Origin of the sequence: Lactonifactor longoviformis DSM 17459 (assembly GCF_900129135.1) — a bacterium.
In the GTDB taxonomy this organism is placed as follows: Bacteria; Bacillota; Clostridia; order Lachnospirales; family Lachnospiraceae; genus Lactonifactor; species Lactonifactor longoviformis.
Map to the genome: position 1 here is coordinate 1 of NZ_FQVI01000027.1, position 19,267 is coordinate 19,267.

The window sequence follows — 19,267 nt, forward strand, 5'->3', positions numbered from 1 at the left end:
GAAACACGGAATACCCGAATATTTTGCACATCAGGCGGCAAACAGCCGCAGGAAATACTGGTATGTATCGGGAATGGGAGCGGTCAACAGAGCATTAACAAAAGAAAGATTGATAAACAGTGGCTTCTATGATTTAGCCACTGCCTATCAGTCTGTGCACGTCAACTATTGAAACCGCCGTGTACCGAACGGTACGCACGGTGGTGTGAGAGGACGGGAGTTAATCACTCCCTCCTACTCGATTTATTTGTCCGCACATAATTCTGTTGCTGGACTTCTTGTTGTATCAATGGTATAATAAAAGCATAATTATTTGAATAGTTCGTGCAATTTTCAACTGGAAAGGGAGGGTTTCTATGGAAGAAAGATTACGAAAAATTTATGCCAGAAGCAACAGTGCAATTGCTCTAAAGGTGATACAGGGACATTTTGCCACATCTCAGTCGCATATCACCCATTACTTTGATATGACAACAATGAAGACCCGCTGCGCGGAGGCGGAAAATGTAGCATCCGCTTTGGCCCAGAAATATGAACTGAGCACACCAGTAGATACCATCGTGTGTCTGGACGGGCTGGAGGTAATCGGCGCTTTTCTTGCAGAGGAGCTGACAAAAGCCGGAATTCATTCTATGAATGCCCATCAGACAATATATGTGATAACACCGGAATTCAGTTACAATGGGCAGATGATGTTTCGGGATAATCTTCAGCCGATGGTAAAGGGTAAAAATGTAGTTATTCTGATAGGCTCTATCACCACGGGAAAGACACTCCAGAAAAGTATAGAGAGTATTCTATATTATGGAGGAATTATCCAGGGGGTATCTGCCGTCTTCAGTGCGGTAGCTAAGGTGGCCGGAGTCGAGGTGAATACTATTTTCACCAAAAAAGATCTTCCGGATTATGAGAGCTATAAACCCGCGGAATGCCCTTTATGCAGGAACAGAGTAAAACTAGATGCCATGGTGAACAGCTTCGGATATTCTAAGCTGTGACCAATTGGGGACAGGGCAGATCTATTTTGGGACGTGTACCTTTTAAAAAGTACACGTCCCCTTTTTCTATTTCAATAAAAATTAGGCTGGGATTTTGGGCTATTTGACGAAAATGGAGATAGAATTAATTAAATATTGTAAAACATGCTGCATAGTGATATAATTTCAAATATGCAGAACGTCGTTCACTCATAAAGAACGAATGGGCGGCGTTGGGGAGGAGGTAAAGTATGATTGAGGTAGGGATGAAAGATATTCAAGATGCTTATGAACAAATTGAGCCTTTTGTGTTCAAAACTCCAATGATATATTCGGAGCCTACATCCCGGAGGGTAGGGAGTGAAGTATGGTTTAAGATGGAAAACCTGCAGATGGGAGGAGCCCACAAGATACGCGGTGCTCTGAACAGTATGCTGAAGCTGAGCCCGGAAGAGCTTAAGAGAGGTGTGGTGACGGCATCTGCGGGGAATCATTCACTGGCAGTCGCCTATGCGGCAAAGCTCATGGAGACATCGGCTATTGTATGCGTTCCGGAATATGCGCCTCTGACAAAACGGCAAAAGGCTGAGAAATATGGAGCACAGCTTTTGGTATGCGGGCCGCACTTTGAGGACGCAGAGAGAAAAGCTTTTGAGGTTGCGCGGGAGACAGGCAGAAAATTTATTCATGCCTATGAGACGCCGGAAACTATTGCCGGACAGGGGACCGTCATGCTGGAATGCTTCCGTGAATGGAAGGATTTTGATGCGGTTTTAGTGCCTACGGGAGGGGGAGGACTGCTGTGCGGAACAGCAATTGCCTGCAAAGCCGAGCATCCCGAGACTAAAGTATACGGACTTCAGACGGAAGCGTCCGCACCTTGGCTGCGGTCTTTTCATGAAAAGACGCTGCATAATGACTGCGCATATGCTCCCACCTGTGCGGATGGTCTGGAAGGAGCTATTGGCTGGCCGAATGTGGAGCTTGCACTGACCTGTGTGGATGATATATTTGCAGTCACTGAGAAAAGCCTGCGGGAGGGGATTAAGTGGATGTCTGTCATGCATAACCTAATGATTGAGGGGGCGGCAGCCACTTGCCTGGGAGCCTTGTTTGAGCGGCATGAGGCGCTGCAGGGAAAAAGGGTGCTTTGCCTGATCAGTGGGGGAAATATTGATCCGGAGCGCTTTTGTGAGATTTGCAGGGAGTCTTATCCCTGGCAGAAAGAAGGAAAATCAAAGGGGGAGGTGGCATAATTGATACAGGTATCAATGAAAGATATTGTTGAGGCATATGCGCTGATACAACCCTATATTATGAAAACGCCCCTGATATACTCAAAGCCCACATCTGATCGAACCGGAAGCGAAGTGTGGTTTAAGATGGATAATCTCCAGTCCATTGGAGCCTATAAGATACGAGGGGCTATGAACAATATGATGTCTCTGAGGGGGGAGGAGGTAAAGAAAGGGGTAGTGGCGGCTTCGGCCGGAAATCACTCTCAGGCAGTAGCTTACGGGGCCAGGCTCAGAGGAACCTCTGCGGTTGTGTGTGTTCCGGAATCCACGCCCATGAATAAACGTGAGGGGGCTCTAAAGTACGGAGCTGAATTGGTGGTATATGGTCCAAATTATGAGGAGGCTGAGAAAAAGGCCTATGAAATCGCAAGGGAGACCGGCAGGAAGTTTATACATGCCTATGAGAGTCCTGAGACAATTGCAGGGCAAGGGACAGTTGCCATAGAATGTCTGCTGGAAAAGGGAGACTTTGATGCGATTTTAGTGCCTACCGGAGGAGGCGGACTCTTGTGCGGCGTGGCTATTGCAGCCAAGGCTATGAACCCAGAGATAAAGGTGTATGGCTTACAGACCAATACCTCTGCGCCATGGCTTAAATCCTTCCATGAAAAGCGCCTGGACAATTCATGTCCATTTCTGCCTACCTGTGCAGACGGACTGGAGGGAGCGATTACTTGGCCCAATGTGGAGCTTGCACTGACCTGTGTGGATGATATTTTTGTGGTGGATGAGAGAACCACCAGAGAGGGAATTCAATGGATGGCTTCTAAGCACCATTTTATGATTGAGGGAGCATCGGCTACCTGCCTGGGCGCCCTGTTCGAGGAACATGAGGAATTAAAGGGCAAAAAAGTACTCTGCCTGATTACAGGCGGGAATATTGATTTGGACAAATTTTGTAATATTTGTGAAGAAACATACGAATAAAGGCAAAGGAGCTTAGTAAGAAATGAAACCATATTTGACAGTGGAATGGAATGATACGGAGACGAATGCCAAAGGATGGATGGTGGTTCATAATTTTGTGAAAGGCTATACCGGAGGAGGGATACGTATGCATCCTTGCGTAACACTTCGGGAGGTAGAACGCCTGGCCAAGACCATGGCATATAAATACAAGGCATGTGAATCCCAGTACTGTGGCGGCTGTAAGGGGGGGATTGCCTATGACAGCAAGGCACCGGATGCCAGAGCTGTGCTGCGCCGGTATCTGATAGCCATGATGCCATATATAAAGGCCGGAGTATCTCTGGGAGGGGATCTGGGTACCAAATACGGGGATATGCTGGAAGTGTTCCGGGAATTTGGATTTGAGATGCCGCTGACTAAAAGTATGGCTGCAGATCCCCGGATTGAGAAGAACATGCAGGCGTATAATAAGATGCTGGATCTTACCGTTGACGGCAGGCCGATCAATGATGTCATCGCGGGATATGGGGTGGCCTGCGCCGCAGATGAGGCATGGAGCTATCTTCCGGATACGGAAGAAAGTGCAGCAGTTGTAATCCAGGGCATGGGCCGTGTAGGATCTGCCATTGCTAAAAAGATACAGCAGTTTGGCCATAAGGTGGTAGGAATGGCAGACTCAAAAGTATGTGTGTACTGCAAAGACGGTCTGGATACAGAGCTACTATATGAACTTAAGAGAGGTCATAGGGAACTGGATCTGACAAAATTACCGGAAACCTATCAGATTATGCCCACAGAACAGTGGGTGGAGCAGGAGTGCGATATCCTGATCCCCGCGGCTTTGGACAATGTGATACATAAAGGTAACGCAGAGCGAGTGCGCGCAAAACTGCTGGTGGAGGGGGCTAATATTCCTGTTTCACCGGAGGCAGATAAAATATTAAAGAACAAGGGAATTTATCTTATTTGTGATTTTACAGCAAACCTGTCAGAGGCATGGTTTTATGATGCCGTATTCTTTGGTGTGGTTGAACCGGAATTAAATACTGTTTTGAGAGAAGGGGAGGCCCTGTGCAGAAGAAATGCAGGTAAACTGATGAAAGCAGCTGTAGAAGAAGGAATCTATGCCAGAGAGTCTGCTATGAAGCTCTTTGAACCGGATATCCAGGATATGCCGGAGATATAGAAGACATAAGATAAGATACCCACTTGCCGAAATAGTAATTATGCTCTATAATTTGCTTAAAGACGTTCTTAGATAGAGAACGATGAAAGGAGAAATGGGTAATCTATGATTGATTCTTCTGAAGTTAAAGTGAAAAGTCTGCAGAAGGCTCTGGAAATTTTAAATTGTTTTGCTGAAAAGCAGCCCCTGGGTGTTACAGAAATCAGTGAAAAGTTGGGATTATATAAAAGCAACGTGCATAATATATTAACAACCTATAAGGCTATGGAATACCTGGAGCAGGATGAGGAGACGGGAAAATACTATCTTGGAAGCAGTATCTTTCCCCTCTGCCGTGCTCTGGGAGACAGTTTCAGCATAACGAAAATTGCCATTCCCTATATGCAGGAGATTGTAAAAAAAGTGGATGAGATTGTATATCTGGCTATACCCCATGAGGATGAGGTGATCTATCTGGAGGCCATTTATCCGTCAGAGTCCATTCATCCGGTGCGCTCCCTTTTGGGAGAGCGCGCTAAAATGTACTGCACCAGTGTGGGAAAATCTATGATGGCATATCTCCCTGAGGACGAGGTAGAGAGATACCTGAGTAAAGAGCTAATAGCACTTACGGACTATACGATTACGGATAAAGCTCTGTTAAAGGAGGAATTGGCAGAGATCCGCAGAAATGGATATGCCTTCGACAACATGGAATTCGAATTCGGGATAAAGTGTGTGGGAGTGCCCATATTTAACCGCCACGGAGTAGTGGAGGCCGGTATCAGCGTCAGCGGTCCCTCCCTCCGCATTGAGGAAAAGCGAAAAAGCGGACTTACAGATGTCGTTAAGAAATACGCCGCGGAGATAGAAAAAAGGCTTTAAAATTTGTGCAATATTCATAAAAAATAAAAAAGCATCAATTCGATATTGAAAACATTAACCAAGTGTGTTAGTATCTAGTTACACAATACAGAATGAAGTTCTTAATTACGGAACGCAAAAACAGTTTAACTCGGACTGCCAACCGAGTTTTCCTTCTAACCAAAATCAAGAACGCTGTTCCGTAATCAAGAACAAAATAAAAGGAGGATTTACTTATGGCAAACAAACCGTATATCGTAGTGGAGTGGAATGACACAGAGAGTGATGCAAAAGGGTGGTTATGTATGTATAACTTCGTTAACCATTATTGTGGTGGTGGAACACGTATGCATCCTACAGTAACCAAAGAAGAGGTTATCCGTCTTGCAACAGCTATGGGGTATAAGTATAAAGCCTGTGAATCAGAGACAACAGGCGGATGTAAAGCTGGTATTGCTTATGACTATAAAGCACCGGATGCTCTGGATGTATTAGAAAGATTCATGGTTGCAATGGCACCTTACCTGAATGCAGGCGTATCAATCGGCGGTGACCTGGGTGTTGACTACGGAGATGTGCTTAGAATCCTGGATGACATCGGCGTTGGCTTACCACAGACAAAAGCCATGAAAGCAGATCCCAAGATTGAGCAGGGAATTAAGAATCACGACGAAGTATGCGACATGACATATGACGGATTTAAGATGTATGATATGATTACCGGATACGGTGTAGCGTTTGCCACAGATGAAGCATGGAAGATCAAGGAAGGCAGAGAGGGAGCTACAGTTATCATCCAGGGATTCGGATGTGTTGGAGCCAGCCTTGCTACCTGTCTGGACAAGATGGGATATAAGGTAGTTGGTATTGCCGATGTTAATCAGCTTCTGTACTGCCCGGACGGATTAAATATTCCTAAGTTGGTAGAGACAAGACTTCCCAAAGGCGAACTGAATCCGGAAGCTTTTGAAGACAATTATCAGAAACTGCCTAATTCTCAATGGTTAGAGATGGATGTAGATATTATCATCCCCGCAGCTCTGGAAGATGTTATCAATAAAGATAATGCAGACAAGGTAAAGGCCTCTCTGGTGGTAGAAGCTGCCAACATTCCTACAACTCCGGAAGCAGATGAAATCCTTCGTGAGAAAGGCATTGACGTAGCGGTTGACTTCGTATCCAACTTAGGCGGAATCCGAATCTATGAAGTAGTTATCTTCGGCATCTGTGATAAGGTTCCACAGGAAATCGTTGATGATACAGAAAGACTGATCCGCAAGAATACAAGATTAGTATTTGAAAAGGCAAAAGAGACCGGAAGATTTACAAGAGACATTGCAAAAGAAATCTTTACACCAGACAAATCCGATACTCCAGACAACTAAAATTTAAAAAATGTGAATAAAGGGGTGTCACGGCAAGCAGCGGGCACCCCGTAACTGTATCATGAACATAAGACAACTCATGAAGGAGGTCTTCTATGAATTCTAAATTAAGAAAATATTTGACGGTTGCTGCTCTCGGCCTCGCTGGTGGTGCTATTTACTTTTTACCGTATATCAAGTACGTGTATTATGACGCACAGGTTGCAGCTATGGGAATTTCAAATACCCAGACCGGAATTCTGCTTACAATGTACACGATCGGAAATATGATTTTATACATACCGGGCGGCATCTTAGCCGATAAAATTTCGCCTAAGAAGGCTTTGGTAGTCTCGCTTCTGGCAACAGCAGGTCTATGCTATATCTACGCATTTACCTTTGATTATAAGATTGCACTGGTCATCTGGCTGGGATTATCCTTCTCCACAGCTTTCATATTCTGGTCATCTCTGATGAAGGCGGTCCGTATTATCGGAACGGAAGAGGAACAGGGATTTATGTACGGGCTTTATTATGCCTGTAACGGACTTGCAGGCGCTCTGACACAGTCTCTGTCATTATTTGCTTATAATACAGCAAAAGATGAGATCGTTACCGGATTCTTCCGGGCTGTAGTGACAGGCGGTACGGTTGCCGTTGTAGCCGCAGTTCTCCTGATGTTCCTGATGGACAGCAAGGCAGGCGCTCATACGGCGAGTGAGGGCGAAGACAGTAAGTTTAAGATGGGCGATGTTGGAAAACTTCTGAAGAACCCAATTGTATGGATTGCATCCATTACTATATTCTGCGCGTACGGTATTTTTGCAAACACATCCTTCTTTACTCCTTATCTTACAGAAGTAAAGGGAATGTCCGCATCAAGTTCAGGAGCTATAACCATTATCCGAAGCTATGTGCTTCTGCTTCTGTCACCCGTAGGCGGTCTTATCGCAGATAAAGTATTCAAATCCACTGCCAAGTGGTTAACCTGTGCCCTGGTAATTTTAGCGGCGCTCTTCGCAGGCGTACTCTTACTGCCCAGCGGAATGAGCCCCACGGCGGTCAGCCTTTATACTCTGATTCCAGGTGCCTTTGCAATGATGATGTACGGAGTTATCTTCTCCATTATGAGCGAGGCGGGAATCCCCCGTATGATGACTGGAACGGCAATTGGTATTGCTTCTATCATCGGTTATATGCCTGACTCTATCTATTCCACAATGTTTGGAAGCTGGCTGGATAAATACGGAGCAGACGGATATACAAGAATCTTTGGTTTCCTGGCTGCAAGTGCTATCGTAGGAGCAATTCTGGCAATGTATATCTACATCAGGAACAAAAAAAATCAGAAATCAGCAAGTGCTGAGTGAGTTTAAATCAGAATAAAGAGAGGAATGCCATATGGAAAAAGTTTATACGAACACAGTGCGCTGCAAAGGATGTGGCTACTGCATCAACGCCTGTCCAAAGGATGCCATCAGCGTATCCGAGCACGTGAATGAAAAGGGTTATAACACCATAGAAGTTGATGAAGAAAAATGTGTATGCTGCGGTTCTTGCTACCGGGTATGCCCTGACTATGTATTTGAAATACGATAATGGAGGTATATTATGGCTAAGGTATTAATGAAAGGAAATGAAGCCCTTGCTGAAGCCGCACTGGCAGCAGGCTGTAGATTTTATAGTGGATATCCCATTACTCCTCAGACAGAGATTCTGGAATATCTCTCCTGGAGAATGGAGGACGTGGGAGGAGAATTTATTCAGGCTGAATCTGAGCTGGCCGGTATCAATATGGTACTGGGGGCAGCGGCAGCCGGAGCCAGAGCACTCACAACGTCTTCGGGCCCGGGATTTTCCCTGAAACAGGAGGGTATCTCCTATCTGGTAGCGGCAGATCTGCCGGCAGTTATCGTAGATGTAATGAGAATCGGAACAGGTCTTGGGGATATCGCTCAGGGCCAGGGAGATTACTGGCAGTTAACAAGAGGGGGCGGACATGGTGACTATCGTACTATCGTATTGGCACCGGCTTCCGTACAGGAAAATGCAGACTTGATCTACAAGGCATTTGATCTGTCTGAAAAATACCGCCATCCGGTTATCGTCGCCTCTGATGCGGCCATCGGACAGATGATTGAAGCAGTAGAGATTCCAGAATTTGTGGATCATGATATTGACAAATTTGACTGGTCTATCAAAGGGTGCAAAAAAGGCGATGAGCAGCGCAAGATTCAGAATATCTATTACACCAATCCGGATTATGAAGATTATCTGAGAGACAAATATTCTGCGATGGAAGCAGAAGAGCAGCTCTATGAAAATATCATGGTGGATGACGCAGAGGTAGTTCTGGTTGCCTTTGGAATCAGCTCCCGTGTATGCCGGGAGGCTGTACAGGTGGCAAGAGAAAAAGGACTGAAGGTTGGTTTAATCCGGCTCATCACCTTATACCCCTATCCTGTAAAAGCGTTCGAAGAGGCCAAGAATGCGAAAGCATTCCTTACGGTAGAGATGAACATTCTGGGACAGATGGTAGATGACGTGAAGCTGGCAACCGGCGGAAAATTCCCGGTAGACCACTTTGGATCTATTTTCGAGATACCGGAAACAGAAGGCATCATTGCTAAAATCGAGCAGATGCTGAAAGATGTAGAAAAGGAGGAGGCATAATTATGAAGTTAAAAGCTCCTGATACCGTTACATTTACCCAGAGCGGCTTCTGTCCGGGATGCGGCCATGGTCTGGCTGTGCGCATCATTGCAGAAGTTATGGAAGAGATGGGATTAAGCGAAAAATTGCTGGCAATTGTAGACGTTGCCTGCGGCTCTTTAAATATTGATTCCTGGAGATTTGACACCATTATGGCGGCACACGGACGTCCCATTGCAACAGCAGTAGGCGTTAAAAAAGTCCGTCCTGAGAATCCTGTTATGGCATATATCGGAGACGGTGCCGCATACTCCATCGGCATGGCAGAAACTATGCATACAGCAATCCGCAACGACAATGTGGTAGCGATTGTTATCAATAATAGTTTATACGGAATGACAGGAGGACAGTGTGCTCCTACCTCCCTTCCGGGCCAGAAGACTACTTCTACCCCGAGAGGCAAGGATCCGAAGAAGTGCGGCATGCCCTTTAACATTGTAGATGCATTCAGCGGTCTGGATATTGCATACCTTTCCAGAGGAGCGCTTTCAGATCCTGCAAATATTAACAAATCCAAAAAAATGGTTCGGAAAGCCTTTGAAAAACATATGGCCGGAGAGGGATTCTGCCTGGTAGAATTATTGTCTCCATGTCCAACCAACTTAAATATGACACCGGTTAAGAGTGTGGAAAGAATTTCTAACGAGATGGTGAAATACTTCCCGCTGGGTGAGTTCAAGGATAAAAAGGAGGAATAGGCAATGGCAACAGAGATTATTTGTGCAGGCTTCGGCGGCCAGGGTGTATTAACTGCCGGAATGTTATTAATTAATGCTGGCATGGAACAGGGGAAAAACGTATTGTTCTATCCTTCTTACGGTTCAGAGATGCGCGGGGGAACTGCCAACTGCGCGGTGAAGATCAGTGAAACACCGGAAGAACAGATTGCAAGTCCTGTATGTAAGCATCCGGATATCGTTCTCACAATGAATGGTCCGGCTATCGACAAGTTTGAAGGGAGACTGAAACCAGGGGGACTTTTACTGGTAAATTCTTCTATCGTGCCGGACGACCGTACCTACCGGGATGATATCAAAGTAGTGAAGGTTGCTGCAACCGATATCGCAAAAGAGCTGGAAAATCCCAGAGGAGCCAATATCGTAATGTTAGGAGCACTGGCCTCCAACAGTGACGTATTTACCGCAGAGTATCTGAGAGAAGCGATTGATTCTTTCTTTGCGAAAAAAGGAAAGAACAATCCCAAGAACGCACAGTGCTTTGAAAAGGGAGCAGAAGTAAAATAAGAAATCGCCGGGGGTAAAAAAATGGATTTAACGAAACTTTTAAAACCAAAGTCAGTGGCTGTCATCGGAGCAAGCGAAAAAGAAGGCTTTGGCGGAGACGTTTGCCGTAATATATTAACTTATGTAAAAGACAGAAGCCGGGTGTACTTTGTACACCCGAAGCGTGACCAGGTATTTGGCGTACCGTGCCACAAGAGTATATTAGACATTGAGGACACAGTGGATCTGATGATTATCTGTACCTCTCAGAAAACAGTTGTTCCGCTTCTCAGGGACGGGGCTAAAAAAGGTGTGGGCGGTGCTGTAGTATTTGCCAGCGGATACGGCGAGGTGGGAACAGACGAAGGCCGCGCCAATGAGAAAGAACTCATCGAAACTGGGGAAGAACTTGGCATTGCAATTATGGGTCCGAACTGTGCAGGGTTTGTCAATTACATTGATGATGTGCAGGCATTTGCTTTTATCTCTGAGAAGAGAGACAGAAAAGGAAGCGTAGGCGTTGTGTCACAGAGCGGTCAGCTCTGCCTGTCCCTCATGGAGTGTCCGTCCATGCGTTTTTCCTACTGCATCTCCGCAGGAAACGGAAAAGCGGTGCAGATGGAAGACTATATGGACTATCTGGTAGATGATGAGAATACAAAGGTAGTCAGCATTTATATCGAGGGTGTAAAAAACACTGAGAAATTCGCAGCCGTGCTGAAGAAAGCTGCGCAGAAGAAAAAACCTGTGATTATTTTGAAGACAGGAAGAAGCACGAAGGGCGGAGCCATTGCAGCTTCCCACACAGGAAGCCTTGCAGGTTCAGATAAGTCCTTTGATGCGGTGCTCAAAAAATTCGGCGCTATCCGTGTAGATGATTTGGAAGAATTAATGGCAATGTCATCCATGATGGCTACCATGCCTTCTATTCCTGAAAAGGCAACCTTTACTTCCATGAGCCTGTCAGGGGGAGAAACCGGTATCTGCGCAGACGTGGGAAGTCAGTATAACCTGGAATTCCCGGATTTTGAGCCAGAGACGCTGGCAAGTTTAAAGGAGCAGCTTCCCAGCTATGCCACACCCAATAATCCTTTGGATATGACGGCAACCTTGTCATATGATGAAGATTTATTCGCGGAGGCCCTCAGAACAGTTATGAGGGATCCGAATATCGGAATGGTTCTGGTTGGCTATACCCTGCTGCTGGAAATCGCAGATCCCGCGATACACTATATGTACAAAGGAATTGAAAAAGTGGTGAAAGAAGGCAGCTGTAAGCCTATCGCACTTCTGCCCTTTGCAGAAAACACAAGAAATCCAGAATACAGCACTAAGCTGTTTGAAATAGGAGTACCAATTCTGCCGCCGACGGTATATGCCTTTAAGCTGCTCCGCTATCTCTCTGACTTTATTGAATATCATGCAGAGACGAAAACTCTGGAACTGGCTCCTGGAAAGCCTGCTTCCAAAAACTCCTATGCATTGTCTGAGTTTAACAGTAAAAAAGAACTGGAACAGTACGGAGTAGCTGTACCGAAGGCAATCATTGCCGCTTCTCTGGAGGAGGCCATTGCCTTTACAAAAGGTAAAGATACGCCTTTTGCCATGAAGATTGAGTCTGCCGATATCCTGCACAAGAGCGATGTGGGCGGTGTTAAACTGAATATCAGCGGGGAAGAGGCAGTGACAAAGGCCTACAATGAAATTATGGAAAGCGTTACAGCTAAACGGCCCGATGCCAAAATTAATGGTATCTTGATCTCCCCAATGCTGAAGGCAGGCGTGGAGATGATTATCGGAGTAAATAACGATCCTCAGTTTGGTCCTATGATTATGGTTGGAATGGGCGGTGTCTTTGTAGAACTGTTCAAAGATGTTGCTCTGTATCCTGCGCCACTGAACCATGAGGAAGCTCTGGAGATGCTTAAGTCACTGAAATCCTTTAAACTTCTCACTGGATACAGGGGAAGCCAGCCTTGTGACATTGATGCCCTCTGCGACACAATTGTTGGCATTTCCAAATATGCAAGTGAAAATAAAGATGAACTCAAAGAGCTGGATATCAATCCAATCTTTGTTTATCCGGAAGGTGAGGGTGTAGGGGTAGCTGACGCACTGATTGTTAAATACGAGAAATAAGTTAGAAAAACGGGGCATGTGGGGATGCCCCGTTTTGAGTAGAAAGTAGGATGGGCTTGCCCGAAGCGGAGAGTGAAAATGATAGACGAAGTTTTTTTACCGAAAAAAAATGAGTATATGGAAATCGGCATGCTGACCTGGGACCGGATAGAGGAAGCTATGAGACTTCGGGAGTTTGTTTGGGAACATCTGGAGAATAAGGCATTATTTGCACAGGCGGAACGGAAGGATTTTATAAAAGCCATAGAGGATGGGTTTGGTCTTGTAGCCCTGATTCGCGGAAGGGTTATCGGATGCCTTTTGTGTACCCTCAGGGACGTAGAATATGGGGTGGATCGGAGGTACACAGGCAAGATGCTGGAGGAATGTGCGGATTATGTGGATACGTATATCCATCCGGAGTACAGAGGAAATGGGATTCAGAACATTCTGGAAGAAATTATGTGCGGGATATGCAGACAGAACGGCAAAAGGACTATTTTAGGAACTGTTTCGCCGGACAATAAGCACAGTTACGAGAACTTTTTAAAGGCGGGCTACCGCCAGGTGGATCGGATGATAAAGTACGAGGGCCTAGACCGTATCTTTATGGAAAAACATTTAGAACAGGAGGAAAGATAATGGAAGATGGAAGAGAACGAATTCAGCAGCAGATAGAGATCTATTTTGAGAAATGCAAAGCTCTGGCAGACTACCTGACCACGCATCCGGAGATTAGCGGGGAGGAAGTGAACTCCTGTGCCTACATTGTAGAATTCCTCAAATCACAGGGATATGAGGTAACAACACCTTATGCCGGTATGCCCAATTCCTTTCTGGCAGTACATAAGGATCGGCTGAACTATGAGGGAAAGAAAGCTGTGCTTATGTGTGAATACGACGCGCTTCCGGAGGTTGGGCATGCATGCGGCCATTCTCTGAGCTGTGCCTCCAGCGTTCTGGCGGGACTGGCTGTGAATGAGGCGTACAAAGATCTGCCTATCCGTGTGGACCTTATGGGAACACCGGGGGAAGAATTTGTGGGCGGCAAGATTATAATCACGGATAACGGCGGATTTGACGGCTATGAATTTGCAGCCATGGCCCATATGAATAATGAGAATCAGGCATTTTTCAAAGTTTTGGCGTCCAATGACCGCTATATTACTTTCCATGGAAAGGCCAGTCATGCCTCTGCATCACCGGTAGAAGGCAGAAACGCTCTGAATGCGGCAAGGATCTATATGGATGCCATGGATATGTGGAGACAGCACATCACTCCGGATTGTCAGCTCCATGGAATCGTAGAGTATGGGGGAGATGCACCGAACGTAGTGCCCGAAAAGGTTACTCTGGACTATTATTTCCGTTCTGCGACTCTGGACGGCCTGCACGATCTGAATGCCAAGGCTGAACGGTGCGTGGAGGGGGCCTGTATGTGTACGGAAACTACCTTTGAGATCCAGCAGCGCTATCCGGACTATGGTGAGATGTTCTGCAATGAATTCAAAGCACATTTTCTCCAGGAGTTATTTGCCCTGACAGGCAGAGACAGCATCATACCGGATAAGCCGGCAGGTTCCTCTGACGCGGGCAACGTTGACGTAAAGATTCCTGTATTCCATCCAATGGTGGATATTACCAACGGCCATAAGGAAATTGTACTTCATGACAAGAAGTTTGCAGAGCTTCTTCAGACGCCCCAGGCGTATCAGGGAATGAAGGATTCTGCTCTGATTCTGAGTATGCTGATGTACCGAATGGCAACAGAACAGGAGTTGTTTGATCAGATTAAGAAAGACCACCGGGAATACAGACATCTCTAAAAAAGAGCCTGTTCAGCTGACTGATTAGCCGGCTGAACAGGCTTGTTCTTTTAATCCTGAAGCTTGTACCATACTTCCACAGTTTTATTCACTACCTCATCAATCCGGCTGCTGTCTCTGCTTTCTATTACCCGGTACACCTCCATATGGGTATTATACACATACTCTCCGTTCTGGTGTTTATGGGTATTAGTGATAGAGGCCTGCATAAAGTCCATGACAAATGCATAGATCCTGGCGGCAATCTGATTGTGACAGGCCAGACCCAAAAGCCGGTGAAACTCCAGATCGTTCTGTGTGATTCTGGATTGGGGAGCCTTGCTCTCAATGAGCACTCTCAGATCTTCCAGATTATCTGCAATTTCCTTTCTTTCCAGGGCATTATCGTCGTAATGATCCAGAATCAGTTCCAGTATATCTGTTTCAAATACCTTTCGGAATTCATAAAGATTAGAAATGTCAGGATTTGATACAAAAAAGCTGAACAGCAGCGAATCCATCAATCCATTTCCAGGTGTTTCACATACATAAGTGCCATTGCCCACTCTGATATCTACCAGTCCAAATGCTGACAGAATCTTCATGGCTTCTCTGACAGAACCGCGGCTTACTCCTAACCCCTCAGAAATCTCCAGCTCATTAGGGAGCTTATCTCCTGGTTTCAGACGCCGTTCCATCAATAGCTGCTTGATGCTGTTAACCACAACATCTACGGCAGACTCCCTTTTACTAGCCTCAAACAAATTACTCATAGCTTCATCCCACTCCGATTTTAATCAATAATACTAATTTTACCAAAAAAACCATTATACGTCAAACAAATAGGCACAAAATAAGGACAGGTTGTTATTTTCCTGTCCTTGTTTTGTGCTTATTCTCTCCAGGGGTTCATTGCCGAGGACGGCTGCAGGATAGACCAGGTATCTACAGAGTTCGTAATCGCCTCATCAATCCTTGCGGCATCTCTTAGTTCTATCAATTCAACAATATCACGGTGTATTTTATATACGATTTCCCCGTTTTGCCCTTTATGGGTTGCCGCGATGGAAGGTTCCATAAAATCAATAATAAAATTATAAACCCGTTCTGCCAGCAGATTCCTGGAGGCCTGTCCCAAAAGTCTATGAAATTCTAAATCGTTCTCGGAAAGTTTTTTGTCAGAAGACCCTTTCGCTATCATCCCCTCCAGTTCATCCAGATTGTCGCGGAGTGCTTTTCTCTCTTTGCCATTCTCATCGTAGTGTTCCAGAATCATGGAAAGAATATCATTTTCGAAAATATGACGGAACTCATATAAATTTTCGATATCCGGATTCGATACAAAAAAACTAAATAGAAGAGAATCCATAATCGTATTTCCCGGTGTTTCGCAGACATAGGTTCCGTTCCCCACCCGTATATCCACGAGACCAAAGGCGGAAAGGATCTTCATAGCCTCTCTGACAGAACCCCGGCTGACACTTAAGTCTTCCGATATCTCCAGTTCACTGGGAAGCTTATCCCCCGGCTTTAAGGTCCTCTCCATGAGAAGCTGCTTAATGCTGTTTACTACAAGGTCTACCGCGGATTCACGCTTGCTTGCTTCGAATAAATTGCTCATTTTTTCACCTCCCGTCCTCCATCCCAATACATATAGATAGTTAGTCCCACAACCATTAGATATTCGTAAGCAGCGCTTAAATATTTTAATAGTTGATAATATTTTAACATGAATATTCATCATACGTCAAATATTAGATATAAGATATTATGCATAATATTACTTGCATATCTTTATGCAAATTTGACAAAGTGCATATAAATCTTGAAAAATTATGGCAAAACCGTTGACAAATCAGGCGATAAATGATATACATAAAACATCAGATGTTTAACGGATAACAAATGAATTGAGAAAAAGGAGATTGGATATGAAAAACAAGATTTTAGCAGCACTTTTAACAGTGGCATTAGTAGGAACTATGACTGCCTGCGGAAACAAGAGCGAGGGAGGAAGCACAGATTCTTCTAATACGCAGTCTTCCAGCAGTACTGCAAGTACAGATACTGAGGGCGGCGAAGATACTATGCTGGGAGCCGACAGTGCAACCGTGCGATTAAAAGTGGGTACAACCACAGCTCCTGAAGGTCACTACGTAAAAGGTCTGCAGGAAATGCAGAAATTACTGGAAGAATACAGCGACGGCGAGATGACACTGGATATCTATCCCAACTCTCAGCTGGGCAATGAAAGAGATATGATGGAAAACGTAGGGATGGGAGTACAGGAAATGTGCCTGATTTCTACCGGTCCGATACCAAACTTTGTATCTGACTTCGCAGTTCTTGACCTTCCTTACTTATTCGAAAATGAAGAACAGGCTTATAAGGTACTGGACGGAGAAGTTGGAACCTCTCTTCTGGGTCAGTTGGACAGCCAGGGAATCAAAGGAGTTGGTTTCTGGGAAAACGGATTCCGTGAAGTAACAAACGACAAAAAGGAAATCGTGACGCCGGATGATTTAAAAGGTATGAAGATTCGTACCATGGAAAACAACGTACATATGGCTACTTACCAGGCATTGGGCGCTACTGCAACGCCTATGGCATGGAGTGAAATCTTCACAGCCCTTCAGCAGGGAACCGTAGACGGACAGGAAAACCCAATTGCGATTATTGAGTCTGCCAAGGTGTATGAAGTACAGAAATATGTATCCATGATTGACTTATTCTATTCTCCATGCGTACTGATGATTTCACAGAGCACGTATGATGGCTTCACAGACGCACAGAAAGAAGCCTTTGACAAAGCAGCAGAAGAAGCAAAGGATTATCAGAGAGAGTACAGCAGCAGCTATAATAAAGAAGCAATTCAGACAATGAAGGACGCCGGCGTAACAGTTACAGAGGTTGACAAAGCTGTATGGCAGGAAGCTGCAAATGCTGTATACGATCAGTTAGACAGCTTAAATCTGAACAAAGAACTGGTTGAAAAGATTCAGTCATCTAAGTAGAAGAGGTGGACACTTTGAAAAAACTATTTAACGGACTAAGGAGAGCGGAAGAAGTTCTTTTGGTAATATTAATGATTATCATGTGTGTGATTATCTTCGTTGCCACTGTTGCCCGTTTTACAGGATTATTCGTAATCCCCTGGGCGGAAGAGCTTGCCAGATACTGCATGATATGGATTATCTTCCTGGGCATCGGTGTTGCCGCTTGTAATGGAGAACATTTTTGTGTGGAGGCTTTGGAACTGTTTTGTTCCAAAGCGGTCCTGAAAGTGATATATGTACTGGATGCTGTATTGGTTTTAGGGTTTAGCTTATTTGCTTCCTATTATGGAATCACAATCCTGCAGAAGCAGATTGCCAGCGGACAGATAACACCCAGCCTGCGGTGGCCCATGTGGATTATGTATCTGTCTATCCCTCTGGGATTGATATTGATGGCCCTCTGCTATGCATGGCATACCTATGAAAGAGTTACAGCAAAAGAGACAGTAGAAGAAATCCAGCAGAAGGAGGATAAGGAACAATGATTATAGGAATGTTATTTGGAGTCTTATTCGTCATGCTGTTCCTGGGAGTCCCCATTGCCATCTGCCTTGGAATTGCAGTATGTGTGGCTATTGTAGCCAGCGGCAATATGAATCTGCTTCCCGCAGTTGCCCAGAGAATGTTTACTCAGGCTGATAACTTCACCCTGATGGCAGTTCCTTTCTTTATCCTGGCCGGCAACATTATGGAAAAAGGCGGAATCTCCAAACGACTGATTGACTTTATAGAAATATTAATGAGAAGAATTCCAGGACGACTGTCCTGTATTACCGTAGTGGCATCCGCATTCTTCGGAGCTATCTCCGGTTCCAACCCGGCAACGGTTGCTGCTATCGGCGGCATCACCGTTCCCAGAATGAAACAAAAAGGGTATCCGGACGATATCGCTGCAGCTGTTGCAGCTTCCGGCGGCACCCTGGGGGTTGTAATCCCCCCAAGTATCCCTATGGTTACTTATGCAGTTACGGCTTCCGTATCTGTAGGAACCATGTTTATGGCAGGTGTTATCCCCGGATTATTGCTGGCAGTAGTTCTGATTGCTACCAACATTGTAATCTGTAAAAAATATGATGCAGCAGAGACTGGTAAAGTTACACTGAGAGCTTTCGCCCACTCCTTTAAGGAAGCTATCCTTGCAATTTTTATGCCGGTAATAATCCTGGGTGGTATTTACGGCGGGTTATTCACCCCCACAGAATCTGCCGCAGTTGCCTGTGTGTATGCATTTATCATCAGTGTGTTTGTTTACAAAGAACTGAAAATGAAGGACATCTACGAAATATTTCGCAAATCCACAGTAAGCTCTGCAGTGGTATTGTTTGTGGTCAGTATGTCAGCTCCATTTGCCTGGTTTATGACAAATCAGAACATTCCTACATTTATCGCGTCCAGCGTGCTGGGGCTGTTCACCAATAAAGTGGCACTGCTGCTGATGATTAACGTAATTCTGTTATTCCTGGGATGTTTCCTGGAAACGCAGTCAATTATCCTTCTGGTAACCCCAATCCTGTTGCCAATCGCGACATCCCTGGGATTATCACCTATCGCATTAGGTATCATCATTATTATCAATACATCCATCGGCATGATAACGCCGCCTATGGCAGTAAACCTGTTTGTTGCTTCTGGAATTGCCAACACCAGTATTGGTAAGATTAGCAAACGGATTATTCCATACCTCTGTGTCGAGATTGCAACTTTGCTGGTTATGACTTTTATTCCGGCAATTATCACCTGGCTTCCGGGTGTGATGGGGGTTTGATAGTAACTTAC

The 19,267-nt window shown here is 45.2% G+C and carries 19 protein-coding genes; 17 read left to right on the forward strand and 2 right to left on the reverse strand.

Going from position 1 to position 19,267, the window contains the following annotated elements:
* Window positions 1-356: 356 nt before the first annotated feature.
* From BUA56_RS18205 to BUA56_RS18270, 14 genes are all read left to right on the forward strand, one after another.
* Window positions 357-998, forward strand: coding sequence for a phosphoribosyltransferase (locus BUA56_RS18205; protein ID WP_072854207.1), 642 nt, complete (start codon window positions 357-359; stop codon window positions 996-998).
* A 230-nt stretch (window positions 999-1,228) separates the two neighbouring features.
* A complete protein-coding gene (locus BUA56_RS18210) occupies window positions 1,229-2,233 on the forward strand; it encodes a threonine ammonia-lyase (RefSeq protein WP_072854208.1) in 1,005 nt (334 codons plus the stop codon).
* The gene (locus BUA56_RS18215) at window positions 2,234-3,202 is read left to right on the forward strand and encodes a threonine ammonia-lyase (protein ID WP_084068097.1); all 969 of its coding nucleotides are present in this window, start codon (window positions 2,234-2,236) and stop codon (window positions 3,200-3,202) included.
* A gap of 22 nt (window positions 3,203-3,224) precedes the next feature.
* A complete protein-coding gene (locus tag BUA56_RS18220) occupies window positions 3,225-4,370 on the forward strand; it encodes a Glu/Leu/Phe/Val family dehydrogenase (protein ID WP_072854209.1) in 1,146 nt (381 codons plus the stop codon).
* A 105-nt stretch (window positions 4,371-4,475) separates the two neighbouring features.
* A complete protein-coding gene (locus BUA56_RS18225; RefSeq protein WP_072854210.1) occupies window positions 4,476-5,234 on the forward strand; it encodes an IclR family transcriptional regulator in 759 nt (252 codons plus the stop codon).
* Window positions 5,235-5,449: 215 nt separating this feature from the next.
* The gene (locus BUA56_RS18230) at window positions 5,450-6,598 is read left to right on the forward strand and encodes a Glu/Leu/Phe/Val family dehydrogenase (RefSeq protein WP_072854211.1); all 1,149 of its coding nucleotides are present in this window, start codon (window positions 5,450-5,452) and stop codon (window positions 6,596-6,598) included.
* A 95-nt stretch (window positions 6,599-6,693) separates the two neighbouring features.
* Window positions 6,694-7,947 (forward strand): MFS transporter, encoded by a 1,254-nt coding sequence (locus tag BUA56_RS18235; protein ID WP_072854212.1) that lies wholly within the window; start codon window positions 6,694-6,696, stop codon window positions 7,945-7,947.
* 31 nt (window positions 7,948-7,978) lie between these two features.
* Window positions 7,979-8,176 carry a 4Fe-4S dicluster domain-containing protein gene (locus tag BUA56_RS18240; protein ID WP_072854213.1) on the forward strand — a complete coding sequence of 66 codons (198 nt, stop codon included), beginning with the start codon at window positions 7,979-7,981 and terminating at the stop codon, window positions 8,174-8,176.
* 12 nt (window positions 8,177-8,188) lie between these two features.
* Window positions 8,189-9,250 carry a 3-methyl-2-oxobutanoate dehydrogenase subunit VorB gene (gene vorB / locus BUA56_RS18245; RefSeq protein ID WP_072854214.1) on the forward strand — a complete coding sequence of 354 codons (1,062 nt, stop codon included), beginning with the start codon at window positions 8,189-8,191 and terminating at the stop codon, window positions 9,248-9,250.
* Between the two features lie 2 nt (window positions 9,251-9,252).
* Window positions 9,253-9,987, forward strand: coding sequence for a thiamine pyrophosphate-dependent enzyme (locus BUA56_RS18250; protein ID WP_072854215.1), 735 nt, complete (start codon window positions 9,253-9,255; stop codon window positions 9,985-9,987).
* A 3-nt stretch (window positions 9,988-9,990) separates the two neighbouring features.
* Entirely contained in the window at window positions 9,991-10,533 is a 543-nt protein-coding gene (locus tag BUA56_RS18255; protein ID WP_072854216.1) for a 2-oxoacid:acceptor oxidoreductase family protein, read from the forward strand.
* A gap of 21 nt (window positions 10,534-10,554) precedes the next feature.
* The gene (locus BUA56_RS18260; RefSeq protein ID WP_072854217.1) at window positions 10,555-12,651 is read left to right on the forward strand and encodes an acetate--CoA ligase family protein; all 2,097 of its coding nucleotides are present in this window, start codon (window positions 10,555-10,557) and stop codon (window positions 12,649-12,651) included.
* 78 nt (window positions 12,652-12,729) lie between these two features.
* Entirely contained in the window at window positions 12,730-13,272 is a 543-nt protein-coding gene (locus BUA56_RS18265; protein WP_072854218.1) for a GNAT family N-acetyltransferase, read from the forward strand.
* Window positions 13,272-14,456 carry a peptidase dimerization domain-containing protein gene (locus BUA56_RS18270; protein WP_072854219.1) on the forward strand — a complete coding sequence of 395 codons (1,185 nt, stop codon included), beginning with the start codon at window positions 13,272-13,274 and terminating at the stop codon, window positions 14,454-14,456. The genes BUA56_RS18265 and BUA56_RS18270 overlap by 1 nt, the downstream gene beginning before the upstream one ends.
* Window positions 14,457-14,506: 50 nt before the next feature.
* Here the strand turns inward: BUA56_RS18270 and BUA56_RS18275 are convergent, their stop codons facing one another.
* The gene (locus BUA56_RS18275; protein WP_072854220.1) at window positions 14,507-15,208 is read right to left on the reverse strand and encodes a FadR/GntR family transcriptional regulator; all 702 of its coding nucleotides are present in this window, start codon (window positions 15,206-15,208) and stop codon (window positions 14,507-14,509) included.
* 119 nt (window positions 15,209-15,327) lie between these two features.
* Window positions 15,328-16,056: a FadR/GntR family transcriptional regulator gene (locus tag BUA56_RS18280; RefSeq protein WP_072854221.1), complete on the reverse strand. Its 729-nt coding sequence runs from the start codon at window positions 16,054-16,056 to the stop codon at window positions 15,328-15,330.
* 310 nt (window positions 16,057-16,366) lie between these two features.
* On the opposite strand from BUA56_RS18280, the gene BUA56_RS18285 reads away from it, so the two are divergent.
* From BUA56_RS18285 to BUA56_RS18295, 3 genes are read left to right on the forward strand one after another with little or no spacing between them, the layout of a single operon-like run.
* Window positions 16,367-17,449 (forward strand): TRAP transporter substrate-binding protein, encoded by a 1,083-nt coding sequence (locus BUA56_RS18285; protein WP_072854222.1) that lies wholly within the window; start codon window positions 16,367-16,369, stop codon window positions 17,447-17,449.
* Window positions 17,450-17,463: 14 nt separating this feature from the next.
* A complete protein-coding gene (locus BUA56_RS18290) occupies window positions 17,464-17,976 on the forward strand; it encodes a TRAP transporter small permease (RefSeq protein WP_139249507.1) in 513 nt (170 codons plus the stop codon).
* Window positions 17,973-19,256 (forward strand): TRAP transporter large permease, encoded by a 1,284-nt coding sequence (locus BUA56_RS18295; RefSeq protein WP_072854224.1) that lies wholly within the window; start codon window positions 17,973-17,975, stop codon window positions 19,254-19,256. Before BUA56_RS18290 ends, BUA56_RS18295 begins: the two co-directional genes overlap by 4 nt.
* Window positions 19,257-19,267: the final 11 nt, after the last annotated feature.